Raw genomic sequence first — 23554 nt, 5'->3', positions numbered from 1 at the left:
ACTTGGGCGATATTCACAATTCGGCAGGACGATCAATACTCAAAATAGTTGTTGAGTAAAGTCTGTTGTGGGATTAGATTTCCCTCAAGCATTATCAGTGGTTGTTCGAAAGCAGGAAACAACGTATGGAAGACCAAATTGTTCTTCGTGAATGGACGAGTATCGATGAGGTTCCAGACTTATTGGATGTCTGGAAAAGTTCGGTCGAACGTCGTTTGGACTTCTTGTCGGCAGCTGATCTGGATGCTGTCGCTGCCGCTTTGGAATCGGTGTATTCCCAATCCTTGCAGGTCCGCATCGCCCAGCAAGGTGAGCAGATCCTGGGTTTTGCAGCCTGGAATGAGTCGGAAATCGAGATCCTTTGGGTACGCCATGCAGATCGTCACCACGGGGTGGGCCGGCTCTTGCTGAGCCATATCACCGAGCGTTGCCCGGAAGTGGCTGTGCATCTGGATTCTCGACGCACACAGGCCATTGAATTTTTCCGAACCTGCGGATTCCAGCAAACGCCATCCAGTGCGCAAGGGGATTCGTCCAGGGTCGTATTGCGCTACGACTTTTCATCAGCGAATAACGTGGCACGATAGTTTCATGAGTGAAAATAGCCGAGAAATCCGCGAAGTCAGTGTTCAGCGCACCGAATCACGAAAGTACACAGCTACCAGCCTTGAGAGCGGTGCAAGCATTGAATTCGGCCAAGGAGAGGGCTTGCTGACCCCGGTGGAGCTGCTGCTTGCCGCCATTGCTGGCTGCTCGTCCATTGACGTTGATGTGGCAACAACCCGCCGGAGCGAACCAGAGAAATTTGATGTACTCGCCAGCGGATACAAGCTATCCGAGGACGGTGCCAGCCGTATGGATGACATTCATCTCGGGTTCGATTTGAAGTTCCCCGATACCGATGAAGGACGCAAGGCGGCCAGCATGGTCGAACGAATCGTGAAGTTGTCGCATGACAAATACTGCACCGTTTCACGCACAGTTGAGTTCGGCGCAAAAGTTGTCAGCGAAGTAGTTGAATAAAGCGTGAAGTCTCTGCTTTTCGGCGTTGGAGCTAGCGTCGAAAAGCAGAAACTACAAGTCACTCCAAGGAAATTCACGGGATTGAAGGTTTGCGAGCTTTCAAATTTTTCGTGATCCAGTAGTGTTCTAGGTCACTTTCTGCGTTTTCCGTTGAATCTCGTATCTACGGCTTCGGTTTTAGTAGTTGAAGCTGTGGAAGTTCCATGAAACCAGCTGGGAATTTAACTCTTTGCCCTAGTCAGCGCTGGTCCTTCATCGTAGGGTCGAGATGTCCCTACGTTGAAGGAGCAGACATGCAATCTGAGAACGTCTTAGGCAACATCGACTGGGCGTCAATGCTACAAAAGGTAGGCATTGCGCTAGTCATTCTCATCGTTACGTGGCTTGTGGCGCGAATAGTTCGCTGGGCTGCAGCCAAGCTCGTATCCAGGGTGAAGTTCCTGCAGAAGCAGGGAAATGACGGAGCTCAAATAGGCCAGTCTCTAGGCAAGGTCGCTGGACTGATTGTTTGGCTCTTTGGTCTCGTCGCAATCCTTCAGGTCTTCGCGCTTTCTGAAGTTCTTACGCCGGTCCAGGGCCTGCTCGGCGGAGTCATGGCGTTCATCCCGAACCTCATCGGCGCCGGCTTTATCTTCTTTATCGGCTACGTCATCGCCAACATTGTTCGACAGCTGCTGACCACTGGTCTGGGAACGGTCGACTTCAGCGGCATTGTCCGCAAGCTGACCCCAGGCGACGAGCCAGTAGATGAGATTCAGTCTCGCGAAACCCAAGCAAAGATCGTTGACATCATCGCGAACATCGTCTTCGCCCTGATCCTGCTGGTCGTCGCAATCTCTGCTCTGCAGGTCTTGGGCATCGCCGCGATTTCGCAGCCTGCCGAGCAAATGCTGCAGCTGGTCTTCACTGCCATCCCACAGGTCATCATGGCCCTGGTCCTTCTGGCAGTTGGCTTCCTGATCGCAAAGTTTGTTGGCCAGTTGTTGGAGTCCACCTTGCAGGGTGTCGGCACTGACCGCGTCGTTGCTGGCTGGGGCGTTGTCCCAGAAGGCAAGAGTGCATCGGGCATCATCGCCGGCATCGTGAAGATCGCAATCGTACTGTTCTTCGGTGTGATGGCAGCCCAGATGCTGAACTTCCCGGCAATCACCAACATCCTGAACGAGATTCTGGAACTGGGCGGCAAGATCCTCTTCGGTGCGGCAATCGTTGCCGCTGGCTTCGTCGTGGCTAACGTCATCGGCAAGTTCATGGGTGACACCACCGCGTCGAAGATCATCCGCTACACCGCCATTGCACTGTTCGTGGCAATGGGCCTGAAGTACATGGGAATCGCTGACTCGATCATCAACATGGCCTTCGGCGCAATTGTCATCGGTGCAGCTCTTGCAGCCGCTCTCGCATTCGGCCTTGGTGGTCGCGAGGCAGCCGCTCGTACCCTCAACAAGATCGATACCGACAAGCTGAGCTCCAACGGTCCGGATTCGGCACCGCCAGCACCGCCAACGTCGCCAGGTATCTAACCATCCCGAACAGAACCTAAAAGGGACACAAAAATAGTCGCGGAATCCACCACGGATTCCGCGGCTATTTTGCGTTCAAAGCAAATCGCTACGCGCGCTTGAGCGGCAAGGGCTGCACGTTCGCTGGCGGATCTGTTCTCAGGCGGGCATAGGTGTAGACGTCGATGCGTTCGCCATCAACAAGGAACTTGCCACGCTCTATTCCTTCGCGCAGGAAGCCATTGCTCTCAGCCACGTGCCGGGATCCAGGATTATTGGCCCGCAGGCCGAGCTCCAGCCGGAACAAGCCCAGCTCGTCGTAAAGGTGATCAACCAAGGCCGCCACGGCCCTGGTGGTCAGCGACCGGCCACGGTATTCATGATGCATCCAATACCAGATCCACGCGTTGGCATTCGAGCGATCCACGGTACCGCACACCAAGCCCACTAAACGATCGTTGATCGTGATGGCCAGCGGGCATTGAACCTGGTCATTGCCCAGCAGAAAATCAACGTAAGCCCGCGCTTTCTCAGGGGTATCGGCATCGCCCTGCCGCGCCATATCCGGGTGCGAGATGAAAGCCTCATGCACCGCGGCGGCGTCGGTGGACTTCAGGTTCCTGACAGTGTACACATCTTCAGGCTCAGCCGACGGCGCATTCCCTGCCCGCTCGGGATCACGCACAGGTTGGGCCGTGAGCGTGCCTTGATGGAAGAACATTTGCCATCGGCCCGCATCCCGAATCCACAAGGAACTGCGCATCGCGGGGCGGGACCCATCAGTGGCCCAGCGCAATTGGACCAGATCCTCTGCCAGACGGACTGCCGACGGATCCACGACATGCAGTGCAGGAGCATCCGGATCTTCAGCCGCGAGCAGGGTGATGGCTTCAGACCTGTCGAAGGTCCGTCCGCTCGCGCCAATTTCGTAAAACTGCTCATGCAGGACGCCTTCCAGCCACGCTCCATCGTGGCGAAGCGAAGGATCGAGCAAATGCCGCTCCAGGTCAACGACTTCGCGGAACAGCGGGGAATCCGCCGACAAATTCATGGGATAGTCCTGTTGCTCCATGTCAGTAAGTACATCACAAAAGATGACGGGACTAAGTCAAGAACAGTTCGCTTTTATGAGCTGCATCATGCTTATAATCGCAATTACTCCGCGGGAGCCTGACTCGACCAGGCTGAGAGGGCACTGAGCCGACCGCTACACCTGATGCGGGTCATGCCGCCGTAGGAAGGAATCGTGCCACCGTGCATGTCAATATTGTTGGCGCCGGAATCATCGGCCTCGCCACCGCCTTCGAGCTCAGCTCGCGCGGCCACAGCATCACTATCATCGATCCAGCTCCCGGCCAAGGCGCCAGCTACGCCGCAGCCGGAATGCTGGCACCGGCAGCAGAAACAGTGTGGGGCCAAGGCCCATTGCACCAGCTGCTGGCCGCATCGAATGCCGGATATCCGCGGTTCGTTGAGCGCATCGAAGCATCCACCGGGGAGCGCCCGGACTACCTGCAAAGTTCCACACTGGTCATCGCTGCGGAGCCCGCTGACCGCGATGCCCTCCACGAGCTCGTCGCGCTGCAGTCATCGCTGGGATTAGCTGCCGAAAAACTCCTGCCGAGCCAGGCCAGATCCTTGGAACCAGCCCTTGCCAGCAACATCGCCGGAGGCGTGCTGTGCGCCGAGGACCATCAGATCGACCCTCGCAGCGTGGTGCGCATCCTGCTCAAGCACTTTGCCAATCACGTGATCCGCGAGCAAGCCGAAGAACTGCTCACCGACGAGGCAGGAACCAGCGCCGTGCGAACCACCACGGGGCGGGTGCTAGAAGCAGACCAAACCGTCATCGCCACCGCGCTCGGAACCGTCAAAGGCCTCAAAGACCTTCCCCTGCGCCCGGTTTACGGCGACATCCTCAGGATCCAAGGTCCCGCGGGCCCCGCAATGCTCAGCCGCATTGTGCGCGGCATTGTCCACCGGCGCAACGTCTACCTCGTCCCGCGCAAGGACGGAAGCCTGGTGCTGGGGGCCAGCGTGAGGGAAGACGGCAACCCGGAGGTCAACGTTGGCGCCATGCACACCCTCTTGGACGATGCACGCCGGCTCGTGCCGGGAATCAGCGACTGCACATTGAACGAATTGATCGCCCGGCCAAGACCAGCCACCGCCGATGACCGCCCGCTGATCGGGCGACTGGACCCAGGATTGGTGCTCTCCACCGGCTATTCGCGGCACGGAGTGCTGCTGAGCCCGCTGGGTTCCGAACTGACCGCGGACCTCACCGAAAACAACACCACGCATCCCATGCTGAAAGACGTTGACCCCCAACGATTTGCAACCCAACACTCGACTCTCGCACTGGAGCACCTCGGATGACCACGATCAACATCACCTTCAACTCCCAGCAAGTCCAGCTCTCAGCAGGGACAAGCCTGCGTGAATTTGTCAGCTCGCAGATCGGCAAGGATCTGGACGCCGATTCGAAAGCGGTTGACGGCAGCAAGCTCGGCGTGGCCGCCGCCGTCAACGGCGCAGTGGTCCCTCGCAGCAGCTGGAACAGCAAGGTGCTTGAAGACGGGCACAGCGTAGAACTCGTCACCGCAGCCCAAGGAGGCTAAAGATGGAATCGCAAGAAGTCAACCGACTCGATGCGGACACCGACCCGTTCGTCGTCGCTGGACGCACCCTGTCTTCGAGACTGATCCTGGGCACCGGCGGGGCTACATCCCTGGCGACGCTGGAGAGCGCTCTGGCCGTTTCGGGCACCGAGTTGACCACCGTCGCCATTCGGCACTTTTCCGCTGCCGGCGCGGGGAATGTCTACGAGCTGCTGCAGCGCAATAACGTGATCCCGCTGCCAAACACCGCCGGATGCTTCACCGCTCGGGATGCCGTATTGACCGCGCAGCTGGCCCGCGAAGCCCTGGAAACCGACTGGATCAAGCTTGAAGTCATCGCCGATGAGCACACCTTGCTGCCGGATCCGCTGGAGCTGTATTCCGCCACCGAGCAACTGGTCGCCGAGGGCTTCAAGGTGTTCGCTTACACCAACGATGACCCGGCGCTAGCACAGCGGCTCCAGGATGCCGGGGTCGCGGCGATCATGCCTGCCGGAGCGCCCATCGGTTCCGGCCTGGGGATCTTGAACCCGCACAATATTTCCACCATCGTTTCCCGGGCCAATGTGCCGGTGGTCCTCGATGCCGGCGTGGGAACTGCCTCGGATGCCGCGCTGGCCATGGAGCTAGGCTGCGACGCGGTCCTCTTGGCCAGCGCCGTCACCCGTGCCCATAATGCCCCGCTGATGGCGGCAGCCATGCGTGATGCGGTGCGCGCAGGACGTGCCGCCCGGCTGGCCGGCAGGATCCCGCGCCGCGACACCGCGCTGGCCTCCTCGCCAGTAGAAGGAATCATGCAAACCCTGGTCGGGGAATTCTGATGCCGCGCCCGCCGCTGTGCGAACCGGCGCCAAGCATCGACCCGGGCGTGCTGGCCCGCTACTCGCGGCACCTGACCCTTCCCGGAGTCGGCGAAGAAGGCCAGCGGCGCATCATCAATGTCAAGGTGCTGATCATCGGCGCCGGGGGACTGGGCAGCCCGATCGCCAGCTATCTGATCGCCGCGGGCGTTGGCCAGATCGGGGTCCTGGACGACGACACCGTTGAGCTCTCGAATTTGCAGCGCCAGATCATGCATCGGGAATCCGATGTCGGTTTGCCCAAGGTCGCCTCTGTGCAGCGGCTGGCCGAAGACCTCAACAGCACCGTGCGGATCCGAGCGCTGAACGAACGGCTGAGCACAGAGAACGCGATTGAACTCTTTGAGGCTTATGACCTGGTCATCGACGGCAGTGACAACTTCGCCACCCGGTACCTTGCCTCGGACGCGGCGGAAATCACCGGGACGCCACTGGTGTGGGGAACGCTCTTCCAGTTCTCGGGACAAGTATCGGTTTTTGATCCTCGAACCGGTCCGATGCTTCGCGACATCTTCCCTGATATCCCTGATGCTGATTCGGTGCCGAGCTGCGCCGAAGGCGGGGTCTTCGGAGCACTGTGCGGAGTGGTCGGTTCGGTGATGGCTACCGAAGCGCTCAAGCTCATCACCGGGATCGGGGCAACACTCAGCGGCAAGCTGTGGCTCTATGATGCCTTGAATGCGAGCATGCGGACTTTGGAATTCACGGCGGACCCGCAACGCGAGGCAGTGAGCGGATTGGGGGACTACCAGCCGGTTGCCTGTGCCATCGAGGATCCGGTTGCATCGCTGAGCGTGCAAGAGCTGCAGGTATTGGAAGCCCAGCATGAGGTGCTCGTCATTGACGTGCGCGAGTCGTGGGAGCGTGACATCGCGTCGATTCCACGCAGCGTCCATGTGCCCATGGACCAGCTGCTCGCGGGGGACTACCCTCAAGTGCCTGCTAGCGCCCGCAGCCTGGTCATGGTTTGCAAGAGCGGTGTCCGCTCCGAAAAAGCCGCTCGGCATCTGGCGCAGCAACAGCCAGCGCACCGCAAGATCTACAGCCTTGAAGGCGGGACGCTGCAATGGTTTGCCCAGGTTGAAGGACGGCAAATCACCTACTAGCAGGATGCGGAATTTTGCCGGGTCTCCGTGGCTGACATAATGGCCCTATGGCCTTCACCACCGCCCTGGAGTTTCGCGAACTAGCTAGTCAAGACGAGCAACAAGCCATCGACGCTCATCATGCGATGCTGGCCGACGACTTCGAATTCTTGCCAACCTGGTCTGAAGATCAGCAGTGGGAAGAATTCATCTACCGGATGAGTGCAGGTAGGCGCGGAGAAAACATTCCCGATGGCTGGGTGCGCTCGGCGCTCTTTGCCGCCTTCGACGACGGAGAACTGGTTGGGCGCGTCTCCGTGCGCTACGAACTCAATGATTGGCTGCTCCAAAAGGGCGGGCACATCGGCTACGGAGTCGTTCCAGAGCATCGGCGCCGTGGCGTGGCCGCGGCCCTGTGCCAGTTCGGCCTGCGTGAAGTGCAAGCCGCCGGAGTGGATCAGGCACTAGTCACCTGCGATAGCACCAACGCCGGTTCCATCGCTACGATCCTCAAATGCGGGGGCGAACTGGATCAGCAATTCCCGCATCTGGATGCCGCGGACGGCACCAGGACTCTTCGGTACTGGATTTCCACCCAATCCAACCGTTGATTTTCCGCGACTTTACGTGAAATTCTTGTATGTTCTGACACAGAGCACCGGAGTATTTGCAGGAACAGCGTAAACTAGTTTGTTGGGTCGACTTTGGCCCCGTCTCCTTAGACCCAAAATCCTCGAGCGGAAGTGAGCCTTCACGCATGTCAGCTAACACCATTAGTCGCGATGAACTTCGCAATGTAGCCATCGTTGCACACGTTGACCACGGCAAGACCACCTTGGTCAACGCAATGCTTCAGCAGACCGGCGCATTCGACAGCCATGGTGAAACCGAAGATCGCGTGATGGACTCCGGCGAACTGGAACGCGAGAAGGGCATTACCATTCTCGCCAAGAACACCACCGTGTTCTACAGCGGTCCAGCTGCTGACGGCAAGAACATGACCATCAACGTCATCGACACCCCGGGTCACGCTGACTTCGGTGGCGAGGTCGAGCGCGGCCTGTCCATGGTGGACGGCGTGGTTCTGCTCGTTGACGCTTCCGAAGGCCCACTGCCACAGACCCGCTTCGTGCTGCGTAAGGCACTGGGCGCTAACCTGCCAGTCATCATCGTGGTCAACAAGACCGACCGCCCGGACTCCCGCATCGATGGCGTCATCTCCGACTCCATGGACCTGCTGCTGGGCCTGGCTTCCGACTTGGCTGATGAAGCTCCGGACCTGGATCTGGACGCCATCTTGAACGTTCCTGTTGTCTTCGCCTCGGGCAAGGCCGGCTACGCTTCGATGAACCAGCCAGCCGATGGCACCCTGCCAGACAACGAAGATCTCGAGCCACTGTTCGAGACCATCATCAAGCACGTTCCTGCTCCGACCTACAACGAGGGCGAAGTTCTGCAGGCACATGTCACCAACCTTGACGCATCGCCATTCCTCGGCCGTCTGGCTCTGCTGCGCATGATCAACGGCACCCTGCGCAAGGGCCAGCAGGTCAACTGGGCCCGCCAGGACGGCACCATGAAGCAGGTGAAGATCACCGAGCTTCTGGCCACCAAGGGTCTGCAGCGTGTTCCAGCTGAAGAAGCTGGCCCAGGCGAGATCGTCGCAGTTGCCGGTATCGAAGACATCATGATTGGTGAAACCCTCACCGACCTTGAGAATCCTAAGCCGCTGCCACTGATCACCGTTGATCCACCAGCAATCTCGATGACCATCGGTATCAACACCTCGCCACTGGCTGGCAAGGTCAAGGGCGCCAAGGTCACCGCCCGCCAGGTGAAGGATCGCCTGGACAAGGAACTGATCGGTAACGTTTCGCTGAACATCCTGCCAACCGAGCGTCCGGATGCTTGGGAAGTCCAGGGCCGTGGCGAACTGGCACTGGCTATTCTTGTTGAGCAGATGCGTCGTGAAGGCTTCGAGCTGACCGTCGGCAAGCCACAGGTTGTGACCAAGGTTGTCGATGGCAAGGTCCACGAGCCAATGGAACGCATGACCATTGACGTGCCGGAAGAATACCTGGGTGCTATCACCCAGCTGCTGGCTTCGCGCAAGGGCCGCATGACCGACATGTCGAACCACGGCACCGGCTGGGTTCGCATGGAATTCATGGTTCCAGCACGTGGCCTGATCGGCTTCCGTACCCGCTTCCTGACCGACACCCGCGGTGCCGGCATCGCTTCGTCGCTGGCTGAAGGCTACGAGCCATGGGCAGGTGCCATCGAGTACCGCATCAACGGTTCGATCGTTGCCGACCGCGCTGGCGTTGTGACTCCATTCGCAATGATCAACCTGCAGGAACGCATGAACTTCTTCGTGAAGCCAACCGAAGAGGTTTACGAGGGCATGATCGTGGGCGAGAACTCCCGCGCCGACGACATGGACGTGAACATCACCAAGGAAAAGAAGCTCACCAACATGCGTGCAGCTTCCTCGGACAGCTTCGAGAACCTGACCCCACCACGCACCCTGACTCTGGAAGAGTCGCTGGAATTCGCTCGCGAAGACGAGTGCGTTGAGGTCACCCCAGAAGCCATCCGTATCCGCAAGGTACTGCTGAACGCCAACGACCGTGCCAAGGCAACCCGTGCACGCGCTCGCTCCTAATCAGCGCAATACCCAAGGCAGCAACCTCTCCGCGCTCTGGCGCGGGGTTGTTGTTGCCCTGGTAGCAGGACTTTTCGGCACTGCTATCCACGCATCCATCAGCTACGTCGCCAATGACGTTCCGCTGGTGTGGGGCGTGGCGGTCGCCTGGCTGCTCCTGGGCCTTCTGGTCTACTGGGCCGCGGTATCCTCCGGGAAACTATGGTCCGGCGCGCTGGGCTTCATTGGCTGCTATGTCTGCGTAGGCTTGATCTCCTACGTGGGCGACGACCAGCTGATCCTCGGCATGCAGTATTACAAGTATCTGCCTGGCCCGGCGTTAGCCTCGGCCCTGTGGATGTACGGAATGATTGTTCCTGCGATCATCGGCCTGGTGCTGGCCCTGCGAGTGATTCGCAAACAGCACCGTCAGAACTAAAAGCAGAAGGTGAACTTCCCAGACCGGGAAGTTCACCTTCTGCTTTTAATATCAGTTGTCGTTGGGGGCGTTTGGGTCCTCGGCACTGGAATTGCCCGTGATGTCCAGGTGATGGGCCAGGAACAGCGACGTCGCTACGCCATCTTCCTCAGGATCGCGCATCGCGTAGTCCTCGATGACTTCGCGAAGCCGGGACATCATCTCTTGCCGGGACTCGTCGCTGAGTTTCAGGCCGACCCGGATGATCTGGATTTCTTGGGGATCCAAGCCCTCGATTTCCTGCAGGAAAGTATCAACCAGCATTGGGGCTGCGTCCGGGATACGTGTTCCCCAGGACTGCTTGGTGCTGCGGTAAGGAACTTCTTTCGCGCCACGATTGCCGCGGCGGGCCTCCTCTGGAGCGAGGTAGCCGTTGTTCACCAGCGTCCGCACATGGTGCAGGGAAGTGGCCGGGTTCAGATCAAGAATGTCCGCGATTTCCTTGTTGGTTCGTGACTCGTGGAGGCACAAACGCAGAATACGCAGCCTCAGCGGTGAGCTGAGTGCACGTGCTCGCGATTGGACAAGTTTGTCAGAAGGCATAAAAACAGCATACGGGAAAATCGGCGAGTGATTGGCAGTATCAAATCACATGTCGCCAAACAGCGGATTCCAGCACCGGATAGATCCTGATGTGCGCTAATTCCTTGGCGTTCGCGGCCGGCGACGCGCCGGGGCAGGCGGAACCAACTTGGCATGGGTGATCATTGAGCGGGGGATGACCACCAGATCAGATCGCGTCTGCACGCTGATTGATTCATCGGTGACCGCCTGCAACTCGCCCAGTGCATCGCTAAAACGCCCGCCAACGCCTGCGGCGTCCACGGACAAGCGATAACGCACAACTATGCGTTCACCGGGAGTCACATCACTAAAACTAAGCATTTTTCCGCGTCATCTTTTCGTAAGAAGAATTCATCTAAACCCTCTGAGGCTGAAATGTGAATGGTCGGTTACGTCACAGCAGGCTCTCGGGCGCTTTGATGTATTGATATCAGGACTAGACTGTAGTTTGAGCTGGTAAGGGATTCAAACAGCATCCAGGAATCCGGCTGGCTCGTGTTGAAACCACCAAGTGCAAGGAAAGGTCTCGGCCCTCGTGACTTACATCATCGCTCAGCCGTGCGTCGACGTGAAAGACAAGGCGTGCGTCGAAGAGTGCCCGGTAGATTGTATTTATGAAGGCGAGCGCTCGCTGTACATTCACCCGGATGAATGCGTAGACTGCGGCGCCTGCGAACCCGTCTGCCCCGTTGAAGCCATCTACTACGAAGATGATGTGCCAGACGAGTGGGCTGACTATTACAAGGCGAACGTCGACTTTTTCGATGAACTTGGTTCCCCGGGCGGCGCCGCTAAAATTGGTAACACCGGTACTGATCACCCATTCATCAGTGCTTTGCCACCTCAGAACCAAGGCTAGGTTTTACTTTCATGCTTGAGCTCCCCGATTACCCCTGGAACCAGCTTGCTCCATACCGCGAGCAGGCAGCGAAGCACCCAGGGGGAGTCGTGGACCTGTCGATCGGCACGCCGGTTGACGACACCCCACAGCTCATCCAAGACGCGCTGACCGACGGCGCGAACTCCCACGGTTACCCCACCACACACGGAACCGTCGAAGTTCGCCAGGCCATCGTGGATTGGTTCGCACGCCGCCGCCAGGTCACTGGCCTGGGCATCAACGACGTGATGCCCACCGTGGGCTCCAAGGAAATGGTGGCTTGGCTGCCGCTGTTCCTGGGCATCGGTGCCGAGGACATCGTCGTGCGTCCAAAAATCGCATACCCGACCTATGACATTGGCGCACAGCTTGTCGGCGCGACCCCGATTGCCACCGACGACCTTGATGAACTGGGTGCCGACGAGCTCTCGCGCGTCAAGCTCATCTGGGTCAACTCGCCTGGCAACCCCACCGGCAAGGTCACCAGCGCCGACCAGCTGAAGAAAATCGTCGAACAGGCTCGTGAAATCGGTGCCGTTGTCGCATCGGATGAGTGCTACGCAGAACTTGGCTGGAAAGAATTCGAAGGCCAGGTGCCCAGCATCCTGGACCCGAAGGTCAACGGCGGCAACCTGGATAACCTGCTGGCGCTCTACTCGCTTTCCAAGCAGTCGAACCTCGCAGGCTACCGCGCCGCCTTTGTCGCTGGCGCGCCAAATCTCATGCCGACGCTGATCAACAGTCGCAAGCACGCCGGAATGATCGTGCCTGGCCCGATCCAGCACGCCATGGTGGTGGCGCTGAACGACGACGAGCACGTAGCCACCCAGCGAGAGCTCTACCGGGACCGACGCGACGCGCTGCGCCCCGCCCTGGAAAACTTCGGCCTGCGAATCGAGGATTCGGTGGCCGGCCTGTACCTATGGTGCACCCAGGACCGGCCAAGCTTCGAGACCATCGGCGCCCTCGCGCAGCTGGGAATCGTCGCTGGTCCAGGTGCCTTTTATGGAACTGCAGGAGAACGCCACGTGCGCGTGGCATTGACCGCCTCCGACGAACGGATCGCGGCCGCCGTTGAACGGCTGAATTCTTCCGCCAACCGGTGAAGATGACAGTCTGATTAGCGGGATGGGGTCAAATCGCGGTATGTTCTACGGTGACGACTGACCTTTCGGAACTACACGCTTTCCGGTTAGGAGAAGCAATGACAGATACTACATCTGCACAGCTACACTTTGGAGAATCCAATCTTGAGCTTCCGGTAATTCCGGCTGCTGAAGGCAACGACGGATTCAGCGTAGCCCCACTATTGAAGACCACTGGGAACGTGACCTACGATCCTGGCTTCATGAACACCGCGGCCACCAAATCCGCGATCACCTACATCGACGGCGATGCAGGCATCCTGCGTTACCGCGGTTACCCTATCGAGCAGCTGGCCGAGAAGTCCAGCTTCATCGAGGTAACCTACCTGCTGATCTACGGCGAACTGCCAACTGCAGACCAGCTTGCAGAATTCGACAACTCGCTGCGCCGCCACACCCTGCTGCACGAAGAGCTCAAGGGCTTCTTCGGCGGCTTCCCGCGTGACGCGCACCCGATGCCAGTTCTGTCCTCCGCAGTTTCCGCGCTGTCCACCTGGTACCAAGATTCCCTGGATCCAAAGGACGACGAGCAGGTCGAGCGTTCGACCCTGCGCCTGCTGGCCAAGCTGCCAGTTCTGGCTGCCTACGCGCACAAGAAGTCCATCGGACAGGCCCTGCTGTACCCGGATAACTCGATGAACATGGTCGAGAACTTCCTGCGCCTGTGCTTCGGCACCGCTGCCGAGCCTTACCTGTTGGATCCAGACGTGGTCAAGGCCCTTGACCTGCTGCTGATCCTGCACGCAGACCACGAGCAGAACTGCTCGACCTCCACCGTGCGCTTGGTCGGCTCTTCGGAAGCCAACATGTTCGCTTCGGTTTCCGCTGGCATCCACGCTCTGTCCGGCCCAGCCCACGGCGGCGCCAACGAAGCCGTCCTGAAGATGCTGCGCGAGATCCAGTCCTCTGGCATCTCACCAGAAGACTTCATGCAGAAGGTCAAGAACAAGGAAGACGGCGTACGCCTGATGGGCTTCGGCCACCGCGTGTACAAGAACTACGATCCACGCGCCAAGATCATCAAGAAGACCGCTCACGACCTGCTGGCCAAGCAGGGCAAGAACGAGCTGCTTGAGATCGCGATGAAGCTGGAAGAGACCGCGCTGAACGATGAGTACTTCATCTCGCGCAAGCTCTACCCGAACGTGGACTTCTACACCGGTCTGATCTACACCGCCATGGGCTTCCCTGAAAAGATGTTCACCGTGTTGTTCGCCATCGGCCGCCTGCCAGGCTGGATCGCACAGTGGCGCGAAATGATCAAGGATCCTGAACTGAAGATCGGCCGCCCACGTCAGCTGTACATGGGTGAAACCGCTCGCAACTACCCAGGCCTCTAAGCCACCGGGTATATAGCGTTCGCTGACAAGGAGCTTTCCACCATTGAATTGGTGGGAGGCTCCTTATCTGTTTTAACCACCTTGACGGGAGTATCCTTTGAATCTAAGACCGCGGGGGTATGCCTAAAAGTCAGGTGGTATGCATGTACTTTCGTCGTGGAAACAACTGGTCTTTGGCGGTAAAAACCAATCAGACGATGTTGATGGCCTTGTACTTACGTGAGCTCGGTGGAGTTGATCCGGCTGAGGCCGGACCGAATTCGCGACTGACCTCCGTGGTGAAGAACCGCAATGGAGCCGACGCCGCTCATGGGCAGTTCAAGCAAGAGTGGAGCGCTTGGTGGAGCGCGTTGACCACGGGAGAGATCGAGCCGGAGGCAGCGCCGGAAAAGTCGCTGCATGAGCATCTGGACCAGGAAGGCTATCCGGCTCTAGCGAAGCTGGCCAAAGCCCACTACGGTCAAGCGACCCTCTTCGCCCAGCAGCATGCCGATGACTTTGTCGCCAAGAGCGTGGACTACGTGCCGCGCCGGTTGGATGAATTAGAGAGAATCCTGCTGGATCACGGGGTGGATCATGATACGAGCGCACCGCAGCAACAGATACAGGTCATCGATGTTCCCTTGGACGAGCCTCGTGCCTGGCTCACCGGCCGAGCGACCATCGTTGCCAGCACTTCCTTGCTTCAAGATGCCAAGGCCTTCCACGGCTTCATCCAGCCCATGGTCACCATCATCTTTCCCGGCGGTTAAATGCAGCGAGGGCCAGCCGTTTCGGCTGGCCCTCGCACTGGCTTAGTTGGCGTGCAGTGCGCTGTTCAGTTCGACAGTTTGGCCTGCGCGGGCCAATGCCTCCACAGCGCCGGAAATCGAGTTGCGGCGGAACAGCAGGTTCGGCACTCCGGAGAGCTCCAAGGCCTTGACTTGCTTCTCGCCCAAGAGCACACGGGTGCCGGCGGTAACGTACAGGCCCGCTTCCACTACGGAGTCGTCGCCCACGGAGATGCCTACACCGGCGTTGGCGCCCAGCAGCACCCGCTCGCCGATGACGATGCGCTCACGTCCACCGCCCGAAAGGGTGCCCATGATCGAAGCGCCACCGCCAACATCGGAGCCGTTGCCGACAACGACGGAAGCCGAAATGCGGCCCTCGACCATCGAAGTGCCCAAGGTGCCTGCGTTGAAGTTCACGAAGCCCTCGTGCATGACGGTGGTGCCTTCTGCGAGGTGCGCGCCAAGGCGAACACGGTCGGCATCGGCAATGCGCACGCCGGTTGGCACCACGTAGTCGACCATGCGAGGGAACTTGTCCACGCCGTACACGGTGACCGCGCCGCGGGCACGCAGCTTCAAACGGGTTACCTCGAAGCCATCAACCTGGCATGGGCCGAAGTTGGTCCAGACCACGTTTGCCAGGTGGCCGAAAATCCCGTCGAGGTTGATCGTGTTCGGCTGGGCCAACCGGTGGGAGAGCAGGTGCAGTCGCAGCCACACATCGGCGGTGTCAGCTGGAGCCACATCGAGGTCGATGGTCAGCGAGACAACCTTCTGGGTGGTGCCTCGGGCAGCGTCGTCCTGGGCAGCCGCGGCGAGTTCGCCGGAAAGCTCTTCAGCCGCCGAAAGCTCGCCGAGGACCGGGGCTGGATACCAAACATCGAGGATGGTTCCATCCGCGGCAACCGTGGCAAGACCATGGCCAGAGGCCAAGCGGACAGAGGAGTCACTGGATGAAGTCACAGATTCTGAAGTCATACACTGATCGTATCGTCGAAACCCCGGGTAACGTTGATAGATGACAGGCTAGTGAAGCTAGAGACGTAGGACGCTGAATACCGTGAACGAATTGGACCTGCAACAGGACGTCGCAGTGCTGACCGAACAGATCATGAACATTGAATCTGTTTCCGGGAATGAACGACAAATTGCTGATCAAGTACACCAGGCATTGCTCAAGCTGGAGCACCTGCAGGTACACCGCGATCAAGACGCCATCGTTGCCCGCACCAACTTCGGCCGCGAACGCAGGGTCGTGCTCGCCGGCCACCTGGACACCGTCCCATTGCCGCGCACCGAGGGCGCCAAGGGAACGGTCCCGGCCCAGGTGATCGACGGGGTGCTCTACGGCCGAGGGGCCACCGACATGAAGGGCGGGGTAGCGGTCCAGCTGGCTCTGGCCGCCGAGCTGACGGACGCCAAATACGATGTCACCTATGTCTTCTACGACCACGAAGAAGTGGAAGCGGCCAAATCAGGGCTCGGGCGATTGGCCAAGAACAACCCGGAACTGCTTGAAGCTGATTTCGCCATCCTTCTGGAACCGACGAACGGCACGGTCGAAGGCGGTTGCAACGGCACCAGCCGATTCGTGATTCGCACCCGTGGCAAGGCAGCACACTCAGGACGCTCCTGGATGGGCCACAACGCCATCCACGATGCCGCACCGATCCTGCAGCGACTAGCCGACTACCAGCCGCAAACCATCACCGTGGAGGGCTTGGACTACCGCGAAGGAATGAACGCGGTGCGCATCAACGGGGGTATCGCCGGCAACGTCATTCCCGATTATTGCGAAGTCGAAATCAATTACCGTTTTGCCCCGGACAAGACTCTGGCTCAGGCTGAAGCACTGGTCTTCGAGCTCTTCGACGGATTCGAGATCGAGCGCACCGATGGCGCCGAAGGAGCCAAGCCGGGACTGGATCAGGAAATCGCCGCTGACCTGATTAATATCCTTGGGCAGGAACCGAAGCCGAAATACGGTTGGACGGACGTATCCCGTTTCTCGGCGCTGGGAGTCTCGGCAGTGAACTTCGGTCCGGGTGATGCGCTGCTCGCGCACAGCGACGACGAGCATGTTCCACAGGAAGATATCCGCACTTGCCTTAACTCCTTGCGCGCCTGGCTCAGCTAGCCAACCGGGTGCCCACAGCACAGACAGAACGGGCCGTTCCTTGCATCATGCAAGGAACGGCCCGTTCTGTCTGCAACGAGTGGAACGCGGAGCACTATCCGTTATTGATCCTTTGATCCAGCATCTGTGCCGGCCTCGGCGAAGGTCACGGCCGTGGTGCCAACTACTGCCGGAGCATTCTTGTCTTTCTTGATGCGGCTGCTCAGGCGCCGCGAGACGATTTCTGCAATCTTGCTCAAGGTGAAGTTGATCAAGATGAAGATGACCGCAGTGACAATCAGCGCCTGCAGGACGTTGCCGTTAGGTGATGAGTAGGTGCGCGCGAAGAACAACAGCTCGTTGAAGCTGATGATGTAGCCCAGCGCGGAGTCCTTCAAGATCACGACGAACTGGCCGATCAGGGCCGGCAGCATGGCCACCAGCGCCTGCGGGATTTCGATATGGCGCAGCGACATGCCACGAGTCAGGCCGATGGCAATGCCGGCTTCACGCTGTCCCTTGGGCAGGTTGTGCACGCCAGAGCGGACCAGCTCTGCAACGACGGATCCGTTGTAGAAGACCAATGCGGCCACAACGGCCCACAACGCGGTATCGCCTGGCAGTTCAAGAGACCGGGAGAAGAACACGTTGAAGAACACGATCATCAGCAGCACTGGCACGGCACGGAAGAATTCCACAATGACCGTGCAGAAACCATTGATCAGCTTGTTCTGCGACAAACGTCCAACACCGAAGACCAAACCGAAAATCACCGAGCCGATGATGCCCAGAATCGCTGCCTTGACGGTGTTGAGCAAGCCTGGAAGGAGATAGTTCTTCCATGTGCTTCCCTGGACGAAGTCGTCCCATTGCTCTGGCTGCATCTGTCCCTTGGCCGCGAGGCCAAAGAAAATCCACGCCACGATGCCCAAAGCGAGCAGCGCGCCGATGATATTGATGATCAGGATGCGGCGGCGGGCCTTGGGGCCGGGGGTGTCAAAAAGAATTGATGCGCTCATCGTGCCACCGCCAGTTTCTTCGAAGCCCAAGTAGTCAACAGGCCTACAGGGATCACGATGATCACGAAGCCGATAGCAAAGGTCAAGAAGATCGGGATGACGATGTCCGAGCGGAACTCGATCATGGTCTTCATGACCGACGAGGATTCGGTAGCGACCGAGCCAACGGCAGCGACGGTGGAGTTCTTGATCAGTGCGATCAGGGTATTACCCAGCGGAACGATCGCGCCGCGGAAAGCCTGGGGCAAAATCACCAAGCGAGCTGCCGGCAGGAAGCTCAATCCGATAGCACGCGCCGCTTCGGCCTGTCCCAGGGGAACGGTATTCACGCCCGAACGAATAGCTTCGCAGACAAAGGCAGCGTGGTAAACAGCAAGCCCCAAAACCGATAGGCGGAAGAAGTTCGCTTGGAAATCGCCGCCCAGGGTGAACCCGAGCTGTCCATACAGAGCCAGGACCGCGAACAGGATGATGATGGTCAGTGGGGTATTTCGAACCAAGTTGACGTAGCTGGTGCCGATGGCCTGGAAGCTGGCCACGGGAGAGATGCGAAGCAACGCAAGAATCGTGCCCAACACCAGCGCGCCGATGGCCGCCCAGAAAGTTAGTTGGATATTGACCCAGAATGCTCCGGGAATGTCGTACTCAGTGAATATGGATAAATAATTCTCCACTGCAAGCCTCTATCTCGATGGCCGTAGTGAGGGCCAAGCGGCTATGGGATCGAAGAACGAATACTCGTTCATCGGGAAAACAAGAATGCCGCGGGGGCCAAGTACAAGGCTTGACCCCCGCCGCATCGAAAATGCTAAGCGCAGGTATCTGCGAGCTTTGGCGGGTTGGTCTTCGAGTTCGGCTTGTAGCCGGTGCCCTCGGTGTTCTTGTCCAACGCCTTCTGCCAGTCGCCGGAGTCGATCATCTTGGTGATCGCCTCGTTGATGGCCTTGCACTTGTCGGTTCCGTCCGGCAGGCCGACACCGTAGTTCTCTTCCGAGAATGGAGCGCCAACGACCTTGAACTTGCCCTTGTAAGCAGGCTGTGCGGCCAGACCTGCAAGGATGATGTCATCGGTGGTCACTGCGTCGATGGTGCCGCCGCTCATCTGGGTGACGCACTCTGCATAGCCCGGAAGCTCCTGCAGATTGGTGCCTTCAGCGTAGTTGTCCTTGACCTTCTGAGCGGAGGTGGAACCGGTGACCGAGCACAGGTTCTTGCCGTTCAGGGCCTCTGGGCCGTCGATGTCGGAATCCGAAGCCACCAGCAGATCCTGGCCGGCAACGAAGTATGGGCCAGCGAAGTCGATGACCTTGTTGCGCTCATCGGTGATCGAGTAGGTTGCGAAGATCATGTCGACCTGGTTGTTCTGCAACATGGTCTCGCGGTTGGCCGAAGGGGCCGAAACGAATTCGATCTTGTCCTCGGAGTAGCCCAGTTCGTTCGCTACGTACTTTGCGACGTCGACATCGAAGCCGGTGTAGTTATCGCCATCCTTGAAGCCCAGGCCCGGCTGGTCGAACTTGATGCCGATGCGGATCTTGTCGCCGTCAGCTTCGCTGTCCGAACCGCCACATGACGTCAGGGCCAGTGCTGCGACGGCTGCCATTGCTGCAATGGTGCCAAAACGTGACTTACGCATAATTCCTCCTGTTGGATGCGTGGTGATGAAATCAGTGATTGGTGATGAGCTTGCCGAGGAAGTCCTTGGCACGATCAGATTGCGGATTGGTGAAGAATTCTTCCGGGGTGGCCTGCTCAACGATTTGGCCATCGGCCATGAAGATCACTCGGTCGGCAGCCTTGCGGGCGAAGCCCATTTCGTGGGTAACCACGAGCATGGTCATGCCTTCCTTAGCCAGTCCCACCATGGTGTCCAGCACTTCATTGATCATTTCCGGATCCAGCGCGCTGGTGGGCTCATCAAAGAGCATGACCTTTGGCTTCATGGCCAGGGCGCGGGCAATGGCCACGCGCTGCTGCTGGCCGCCGGAGAGCTGTGCCGGAAGCTTTTCGGCCTGATTGGCCACGCCGACTCGTTCCAGGAGCTGAAGAGCCAGTTCCTTGGCCTCTGCCTTCTTCATGCCTTTGACCTTGATCGGCCCGAGGGTCACATTCTCCAGAATGGATTTGTGCGCAAAGAGGTTGAAGGACTGGAAAACCATGCCGACGTCCGCACGCAACTTGGCAAGGGCCTTGCCTTCAGATGGCAACGTGTTGCCATCGATCTTGATGGTGCCCTCATCGATGGTCTCGAGTCGGTTGATGGTACGGCACAAGGTGGATTTACCTGAACCTGACGGACCCAAGATCACGACAACCTCGCCCTTGGTGACTTCGAGGTTGATGTTGTTGAGTACATGCAGGGCACCGTAGTGCTTATTGACCCCAGTCAGTTGGACGATGGGGTCCGCTGTAGAAGCCTGAGCCTGATGATCGCTGTTCATGGAATAGACATTACTTGATGTGACACGTACTACGCGCCACTTCGAACAAGTCACACATAGTTGTTACATAACTGTCACTTTAACAGTGCTGCGACACAGTCCGGGTCACGAGGAATTAACCGATAGAGTGAAGTCATGGTTCATCAGCGAAAGAGCGAAGAGAATGCTCGTGCGGGGCAACGCAACGTCGAAGCGAATTGGCCTGGCAAGCGTCCGGAAGACCAGCTCGACCACTATCTTTTGGAGAGCCCGCAAGAAGACGTCACCCACACCGACGTCTGGCGCGTTCTGCGGATCCAATCCGAGTTCGTTAATGGATTCGGAACCCTAGCTGGAACCGGACCAGCAATTGCCGTCTTCGGTTCAGCACGCACCGACCCGCAGAGCCCGTACTACGAGATGGCCCACCGCATTGGCAGCCGCTTGGCTGAAGCAGGGATCACCACCATCACCGGTGGCGGTCCGGGTGCAATGGAAGCAGCCAACAAGGGCGCCGCTGACAACGACGGCATCTCTATCGGGTTGGGCATTGAACTGCCATTTGAGACCGGGCTGAATTCATCGGTGAATAAGGGCCTGAACTTCCGGTACTTCTTCGTGCGCAAAACCATGTTCGTGAAGTATTCGCAAGGTTTCATTGTCCTGCCCGGCGGATTCGGCACCTTGGATGAGCTCTTCGAAGCTTTGACACTGGTGCAAACCCAGAAGATCACGAGCTTCCCGATTGTTCTTGTCGGCAAGTCCTATTGGGGCGGCTTGGTGGATTGGCTGACTAATACCGTGGCCGCAGAGCGTGCCATCTCGCCCAAGGATCTGAATTTGTTCATGGTGACGGATGATCCCGATGAGGCAGTGGACCTGGTGCTCGGTACGGCCGATAAGCAGCCGGCTCCGGAAGAAGCGGTGTAGGGGATACTGATGCCATTCTTGTTGATTCTGATTGCGCTGCTCCTTGTCGGGGCGGTGGCACTGCTGCTGTCCAGCCAGCGAAAGAAGTTGGGCGTTGGCCGGCATTTCGAGGCTCCCAGCGAACCAATCGTCGGTCTGGTAGAACATGAGGCTTCATTGCCACCGGTTCTCCTGCCTGAAAATCCCCGTGCTGAACATATCGAGAAAGTGCGCTTTTCTTTGGGGTTGCGCGGCTATCGCTGCGATCAGGTTGATGAGGTCTTGGACGTGCTGGCGGCGGAAATCACCAGTCTGGAAAATACCATTCGTGACCTTGAGTCACGGCGTGTGATTAGCGACACGGGCGAAAATTAGTAATAATAGAAGATAAGAGTCCCAACTCAGCCGGGAATCTGGGCAGATGATGGACAAGGCATTCGGTTGTGCGCAACGCAAAAACTGTTGCGCGCGTTAGCCACAGACGAAGGGAACAGCTTAATGGCTGCTATGAAGCCACGCACTGGTGATGGGCCAATGGAAGTCGTTAAAGAGGGCCGGAGTCTGATCCTGCGCTTGCCAATCGATGGCGGTGGACGACTGGTCGTCGAGTTGAACGACGCTGAGGCGACCGAACTGCGCGACTGCCTGTTGAAGGTCACCGAATAATTTAGCTTGATCGCAACTATGCGACCCAAAAAGGCCGACAAATTTGTCGGCCTTTTTCGCATGCTATCTGATTTTAGGGGCGGCCGGCGGCAAGACGGTGGCCACGAACAATCCTTGCTCGGTGGGGAAGAGGTGGGTCTGCAACCGCGGGTCCTCTCGCAGCATCCGCAAGGCATCGCGGGTCATGACCGTGGAAGTCTTGCGCACGGCGGGCTTAGCCAAGCGGTGCTCATCAAAAGCATTGTTCAAGATGATCACGCCGCCCACGCCGACAATGCGTTTGGCCTCGGCGACGTACTCCAGCAGCAAATCAGCGCCGGCATCGATGAGCACCAGATCGTAGGCATGATCCGCCAAGCGCGACAGGACGTTTTCCGCGCGTTCGTTGATGATCCTGGCCCGTGCCGATGGAATACCGGATTCGCGCAGGCCCTGGCGCATCGCGTTGGCGTGTTCCAGGTCTGATTCAATCGCGGTCAGCGTCAATGAAGGGCCGACAGCTTCGAGCATGGCGAGCGATGCGACCCCCACGCCGGATCCGATCTCTACCGCATTGCGCGGGCGGCGCAAGGTGCATAGCAGCTGCAGCATGGAGCGTCCCGCCGGATCGATGCATCGTACGCCCAGATCTTCGGCACGTTCGCGGACCTGGGCAACATGCTCGGGCTCGCTGATGTGGTTCTGGGTATAGGTCCAGCTCGCGAAGAGTTCTGGATTTATCGAAGGCATGGGTAGGGATCCTCAATAACGTTGTCTGTTGACGGCCACTATCAATCGTACCCAGCGCGAGATGCGAAGTTGTTCAACTTGATAGTTCCCCCGTAGGGGATTCTTAGCTTCAGCTCAGCTTTCCAACTCATACTTGAAGAGTGAACAATGCACCAAGTGAATCAGTTTCGGCCATTGCGGCTCCGGAAACCTCGACGCCGACATGGGATCAGATGGTCCAAGAACATGGCGAACAGGTCTTCCGACTGGCTTACCGTTTAACTGGCAACCGCCATGATGCGGAGGATCTCTCCCAAGAAGCATTCGTTCGCGCCTTCAAGGCACTGGACGGGTACACGCCGGGAACCATGGGTGGCTGGCTGCACCGCATCACCACCAACCTCTTCTTGGATCAGGCCCGGCGCAAGAGCAAGATCCGCTTCGACGGTTTTGCCGACGGCGCCGAAGACCGCCTGCCTGGAAACGTGATTTCCCCTGAACGCTACTTCGAGTTCAATAACCTTGATGTCGACGTGCAGGAAGCCTTGCGCGCCCTCTCGCCGGAATTCCGCGCTGCCATCGTTTTGTGCGACATGGAGGGCTTCTCCTACGAAGAAGTCTCCCAGATGCTGAATGTGAAGCTCGGGACTGTTCGTTCAAGAATTCACCGTGGACGCGCCATGCTGCGTGATGCCCTGGCACACCGCAATCCGGCCAACCGCCCAGCAAAGACCATGTCGTTGCCACGTCTTCCCTTGGGATTGCGGGCCGCGAATTAATCGGCCAATAGCCGTGCCACGG

28 protein-coding genes and 1 riboswitch are annotated in these 23554 nt (G+C 58.6%); of the genes, 19 read left to right on the top strand and 9 right to left on the bottom strand.

Going from position 1 to position 23554, the window contains the following annotated elements:
• Positions 1–125: 125 nt before the first annotated feature.
• The 3 genes from D3791_RS02275 (at position 126) to D3791_RS02265 (ending at position 2546) form a co-directional block, all read left to right on the top strand.
• A complete protein-coding gene (locus tag D3791_RS02275; protein WP_172511182.1) occupies positions 126–587 on the top strand; it encodes a GNAT family N-acetyltransferase in 462 nt (153 codons plus the stop codon).
• Between the two features lie 4 nt (positions 588–591).
• Positions 592–1023, top strand: a complete 432-nt coding sequence (locus D3791_RS02270) for an OsmC family protein (protein ID WP_172511181.1) — start codon at positions 592–594, stop codon at positions 1021–1023.
• Positions 1024–1316: 293 nt separating this feature from the next.
• Positions 1317–2546 (top strand): mechanosensitive ion channel, encoded by a 1230-nt coding sequence (locus tag D3791_RS02265; protein WP_061955202.1) that lies wholly within the window; start codon positions 1317–1319, stop codon positions 2544–2546.
• 88 nt (positions 2547–2634) lie between these two features.
• On the opposite strand, the gene D3791_RS02260 is transcribed toward D3791_RS02265, so the two are convergent.
• Positions 2635–3576, bottom strand: coding sequence for a GNAT family N-acetyltransferase (locus D3791_RS02260; protein WP_172511180.1), 942 nt, complete (start codon positions 3574–3576; stop codon positions 2635–2637).
• 101 nt (positions 3577–3677) lie between these two features.
• Positions 3678–3782, top strand: a riboswitch (TPP riboswitch).
• Here D3791_RS02260 and thiO point away from each other — a divergent pair.
• The 7 genes from thiO (at position 3780) to D3791_RS02225 (ending at position 10174) form a co-directional block, all read left to right on the top strand.
• On the top strand, positions 3780–4904 hold the full coding sequence (gene thiO / locus D3791_RS02255) for a glycine oxidase ThiO (protein WP_172511179.1): 1125 nt from the start codon (positions 3780–3782) through the stop codon (positions 4902–4904). (Overlaps the previous riboswitch by 3 nt.)
• Positions 4901–5146 (top strand): sulfur carrier protein ThiS, encoded by a 246-nt coding sequence (thiS, locus tag D3791_RS02250; RefSeq protein ID WP_172511178.1) that lies wholly within the window; start codon positions 4901–4903, stop codon positions 5144–5146. The genes thiO and thiS overlap by 4 nt, the downstream gene beginning before the upstream one ends.
• Before the next feature lie 2 nt (positions 5147–5148).
• The gene (locus D3791_RS02245; protein ID WP_172511177.1) at positions 5149–5967 is read left to right on the top strand and encodes a thiazole synthase; all 819 of its coding nucleotides are present in this window, start codon (positions 5149–5151) and stop codon (positions 5965–5967) included.
• Complete coding sequence (locus D3791_RS02240) at positions 5967–7112, top strand: ThiF family adenylyltransferase (RefSeq protein ID WP_172511176.1); 1146 nt, start codon at positions 5967–5969, stop codon at positions 7110–7112. Before D3791_RS02245 ends, D3791_RS02240 begins: the two co-directional genes overlap by 1 nt.
• A gap of 47 nt (positions 7113–7159) precedes the next feature.
• Entirely contained in the window at positions 7160–7702 is a 543-nt protein-coding gene (locus D3791_RS02235; protein WP_172511175.1) for a GNAT family N-acetyltransferase, read from the top strand.
• Between the two features lie 146 nt (positions 7703–7848).
• The gene (typA, locus tag D3791_RS02230; RefSeq protein WP_022873979.1) at positions 7849–9756 is read left to right on the top strand and encodes a translational GTPase TypA; all 1908 of its coding nucleotides are present in this window, start codon (positions 7849–7851) and stop codon (positions 9754–9756) included.
• Complete coding sequence (locus tag D3791_RS02225) at positions 9737–10174, top strand: hypothetical protein (protein ID WP_172511174.1); 438 nt, start codon at positions 9737–9739, stop codon at positions 10172–10174. The genes typA and D3791_RS02225 overlap by 20 nt, the downstream gene beginning before the upstream one ends.
• Before the next feature lie 51 nt (positions 10175–10225).
• Here D3791_RS02225 and D3791_RS02220 read toward each other — a convergent pair whose 3' ends face one another.
• Both D3791_RS02220 and D3791_RS02215 read right to left on the bottom strand, forming a co-directional pair.
• Positions 10226–10756, bottom strand: coding sequence for a helix-turn-helix domain-containing protein (locus D3791_RS02220; RefSeq protein ID WP_022873977.1), 531 nt, complete (start codon positions 10754–10756; stop codon positions 10226–10228).
• A 96-nt stretch (positions 10757–10852) separates the two neighbouring features.
• Positions 10853–11098 (bottom strand): putative acetyltransferase, encoded by a 246-nt coding sequence (locus D3791_RS02215; RefSeq protein ID WP_172511173.1) that lies wholly within the window; start codon positions 11096–11098, stop codon positions 10853–10855.
• 214 nt (positions 11099–11312) lie between these two features.
• Between D3791_RS02215 and fdxA the strand changes: the two genes are divergently transcribed.
• The 4 genes from fdxA to D3791_RS02195 all read left to right on the top strand — a co-directional run bounded on the left by fdxA (position 11313) and on the right by D3791_RS02195 (position 14894).
• Positions 11313–11636 carry a ferredoxin gene (gene fdxA / locus D3791_RS02210; protein ID WP_028268312.1) on the top strand — a complete coding sequence of 108 codons (324 nt, stop codon included), beginning with the start codon at positions 11313–11315 and terminating at the stop codon, positions 11634–11636.
• An 11-nt stretch (positions 11637–11647) separates the two neighbouring features.
• Positions 11648–12763 carry a succinyldiaminopimelate transaminase gene (gene dapC, locus D3791_RS02205; RefSeq protein ID WP_172511172.1) on the top strand — a complete coding sequence of 372 codons (1116 nt, stop codon included), beginning with the start codon at positions 11648–11650 and terminating at the stop codon, positions 12761–12763.
• A 98-nt stretch (positions 12764–12861) separates the two neighbouring features.
• Positions 12862–14142: a citrate synthase gene (locus D3791_RS02200; protein WP_022873974.1), complete on the top strand. Its 1281-nt coding sequence runs from the start codon at positions 12862–12864 to the stop codon at positions 14140–14142.
• Positions 14143–14345: 203 nt separating this feature from the next.
• Entirely contained in the window at positions 14346–14894 is a 549-nt protein-coding gene (locus D3791_RS02195; RefSeq protein WP_172511171.1) for a hypothetical protein, read from the top strand.
• A 42-nt stretch (positions 14895–14936) separates the two neighbouring features.
• Here D3791_RS02195 and dapD read toward each other — a convergent pair whose 3' ends face one another.
• Positions 14937–15893: a 2,3,4,5-tetrahydropyridine-2,6-dicarboxylate N-succinyltransferase gene (dapD, locus tag D3791_RS02190; RefSeq protein WP_022873972.1), complete on the bottom strand. Its 957-nt coding sequence runs from the start codon at positions 15891–15893 to the stop codon at positions 14937–14939.
• 82 nt (positions 15894–15975) lie between these two features.
• On the opposite strand from dapD, the gene dapE reads away from it, so the two are divergent.
• Positions 15976–17052, top strand: a complete 1077-nt coding sequence (gene dapE, locus D3791_RS02185; protein WP_172511170.1) for a succinyl-diaminopimelate desuccinylase — start codon at positions 15976–15978, stop codon at positions 17050–17052.
• A 101-nt stretch (positions 17053–17153) separates the two neighbouring features.
• On the opposite strand, the gene D3791_RS02180 is transcribed toward dapE, so the two are convergent.
• The 4 genes from D3791_RS02180 to D3791_RS02165 all read right to left on the bottom strand — a co-directional run bounded on the left by D3791_RS02180 (position 17154) and on the right by D3791_RS02165 (position 20449).
• Positions 17154–18050, bottom strand: coding sequence for an amino acid ABC transporter permease (locus tag D3791_RS02180; RefSeq protein WP_022873970.1), 897 nt, complete (start codon positions 18048–18050; stop codon positions 17154–17156).
• The gene (locus D3791_RS02175) at positions 18047–18724 is read right to left on the bottom strand and encodes an amino acid ABC transporter permease (protein ID WP_022873969.1); all 678 of its coding nucleotides are present in this window, start codon (positions 18722–18724) and stop codon (positions 18047–18049) included. The genes D3791_RS02180 and D3791_RS02175 overlap by 4 nt, the downstream gene beginning before the upstream one ends.
• 134 nt (positions 18725–18858) lie before the next feature.
• A complete protein-coding gene (locus tag D3791_RS02170; protein ID WP_022873968.1) occupies positions 18859–19686 on the bottom strand; it encodes a glutamate ABC transporter substrate-binding protein in 828 nt (275 codons plus the stop codon).
• Positions 19687–19717: 31 nt separating this feature from the next.
• Positions 19718–20449: an amino acid ABC transporter ATP-binding protein gene (locus D3791_RS02165; RefSeq protein WP_172512874.1), complete on the bottom strand. Its 732-nt coding sequence runs from the start codon at positions 20447–20449 to the stop codon at positions 19718–19720.
• Positions 20450–20626: 177 nt separating this feature from the next.
• Between D3791_RS02165 and D3791_RS02160 the strand changes: the two genes are divergently transcribed.
• From D3791_RS02160 to D3791_RS02150, 3 genes are all read left to right on the top strand, one after another.
• Complete coding sequence (locus D3791_RS02160; protein ID WP_022873966.1) at positions 20627–21400, top strand: LOG family protein; 774 nt, start codon at positions 20627–20629, stop codon at positions 21398–21400.
• Positions 21401–21409: 9 nt separating this feature from the next.
• Entirely contained in the window at positions 21410–21754 is a 345-nt protein-coding gene (locus D3791_RS02155; protein WP_022873965.1) for a DivIVA domain-containing protein, read from the top strand.
• Positions 21755–21877: 123 nt separating this feature from the next.
• Positions 21878–22045, top strand: a complete 168-nt coding sequence (locus D3791_RS02150; protein WP_022873964.1) for a DUF3117 domain-containing protein — start codon at positions 21878–21880, stop codon at positions 22043–22045.
• 63 nt (positions 22046–22108) lie between these two features.
• Here the strand turns inward: D3791_RS02150 and D3791_RS02145 are convergent, their stop codons facing one another.
• The gene (locus tag D3791_RS02145; protein ID WP_022873963.1) at positions 22109–22774 is read right to left on the bottom strand and encodes an O-methyltransferase; all 666 of its coding nucleotides are present in this window, start codon (positions 22772–22774) and stop codon (positions 22109–22111) included.
• A gap of 140 nt (positions 22775–22914) precedes the next feature.
• Between D3791_RS02145 and sigE the strand changes: the two genes are divergently transcribed.
• Positions 22915–23532, top strand: a complete 618-nt coding sequence (gene sigE, locus D3791_RS02140; protein WP_022873962.1) for an RNA polymerase sigma factor SigE — start codon at positions 22915–22917, stop codon at positions 23530–23532.
• Positions 23533–23554 lie beyond the last annotated feature (22 nt).

It is taken from the genome of Glutamicibacter mishrai (assembly GCF_012221945.1).
GTDB lineage: Bacteria > Actinomycetota > Actinomycetes > Actinomycetales > Micrococcaceae > Glutamicibacter > Glutamicibacter mishrai.
The sequence above is the reverse complement of the archived record's forward strand: the minus strand, read 5'-3'. Positions and strand labels throughout refer to the sequence as shown.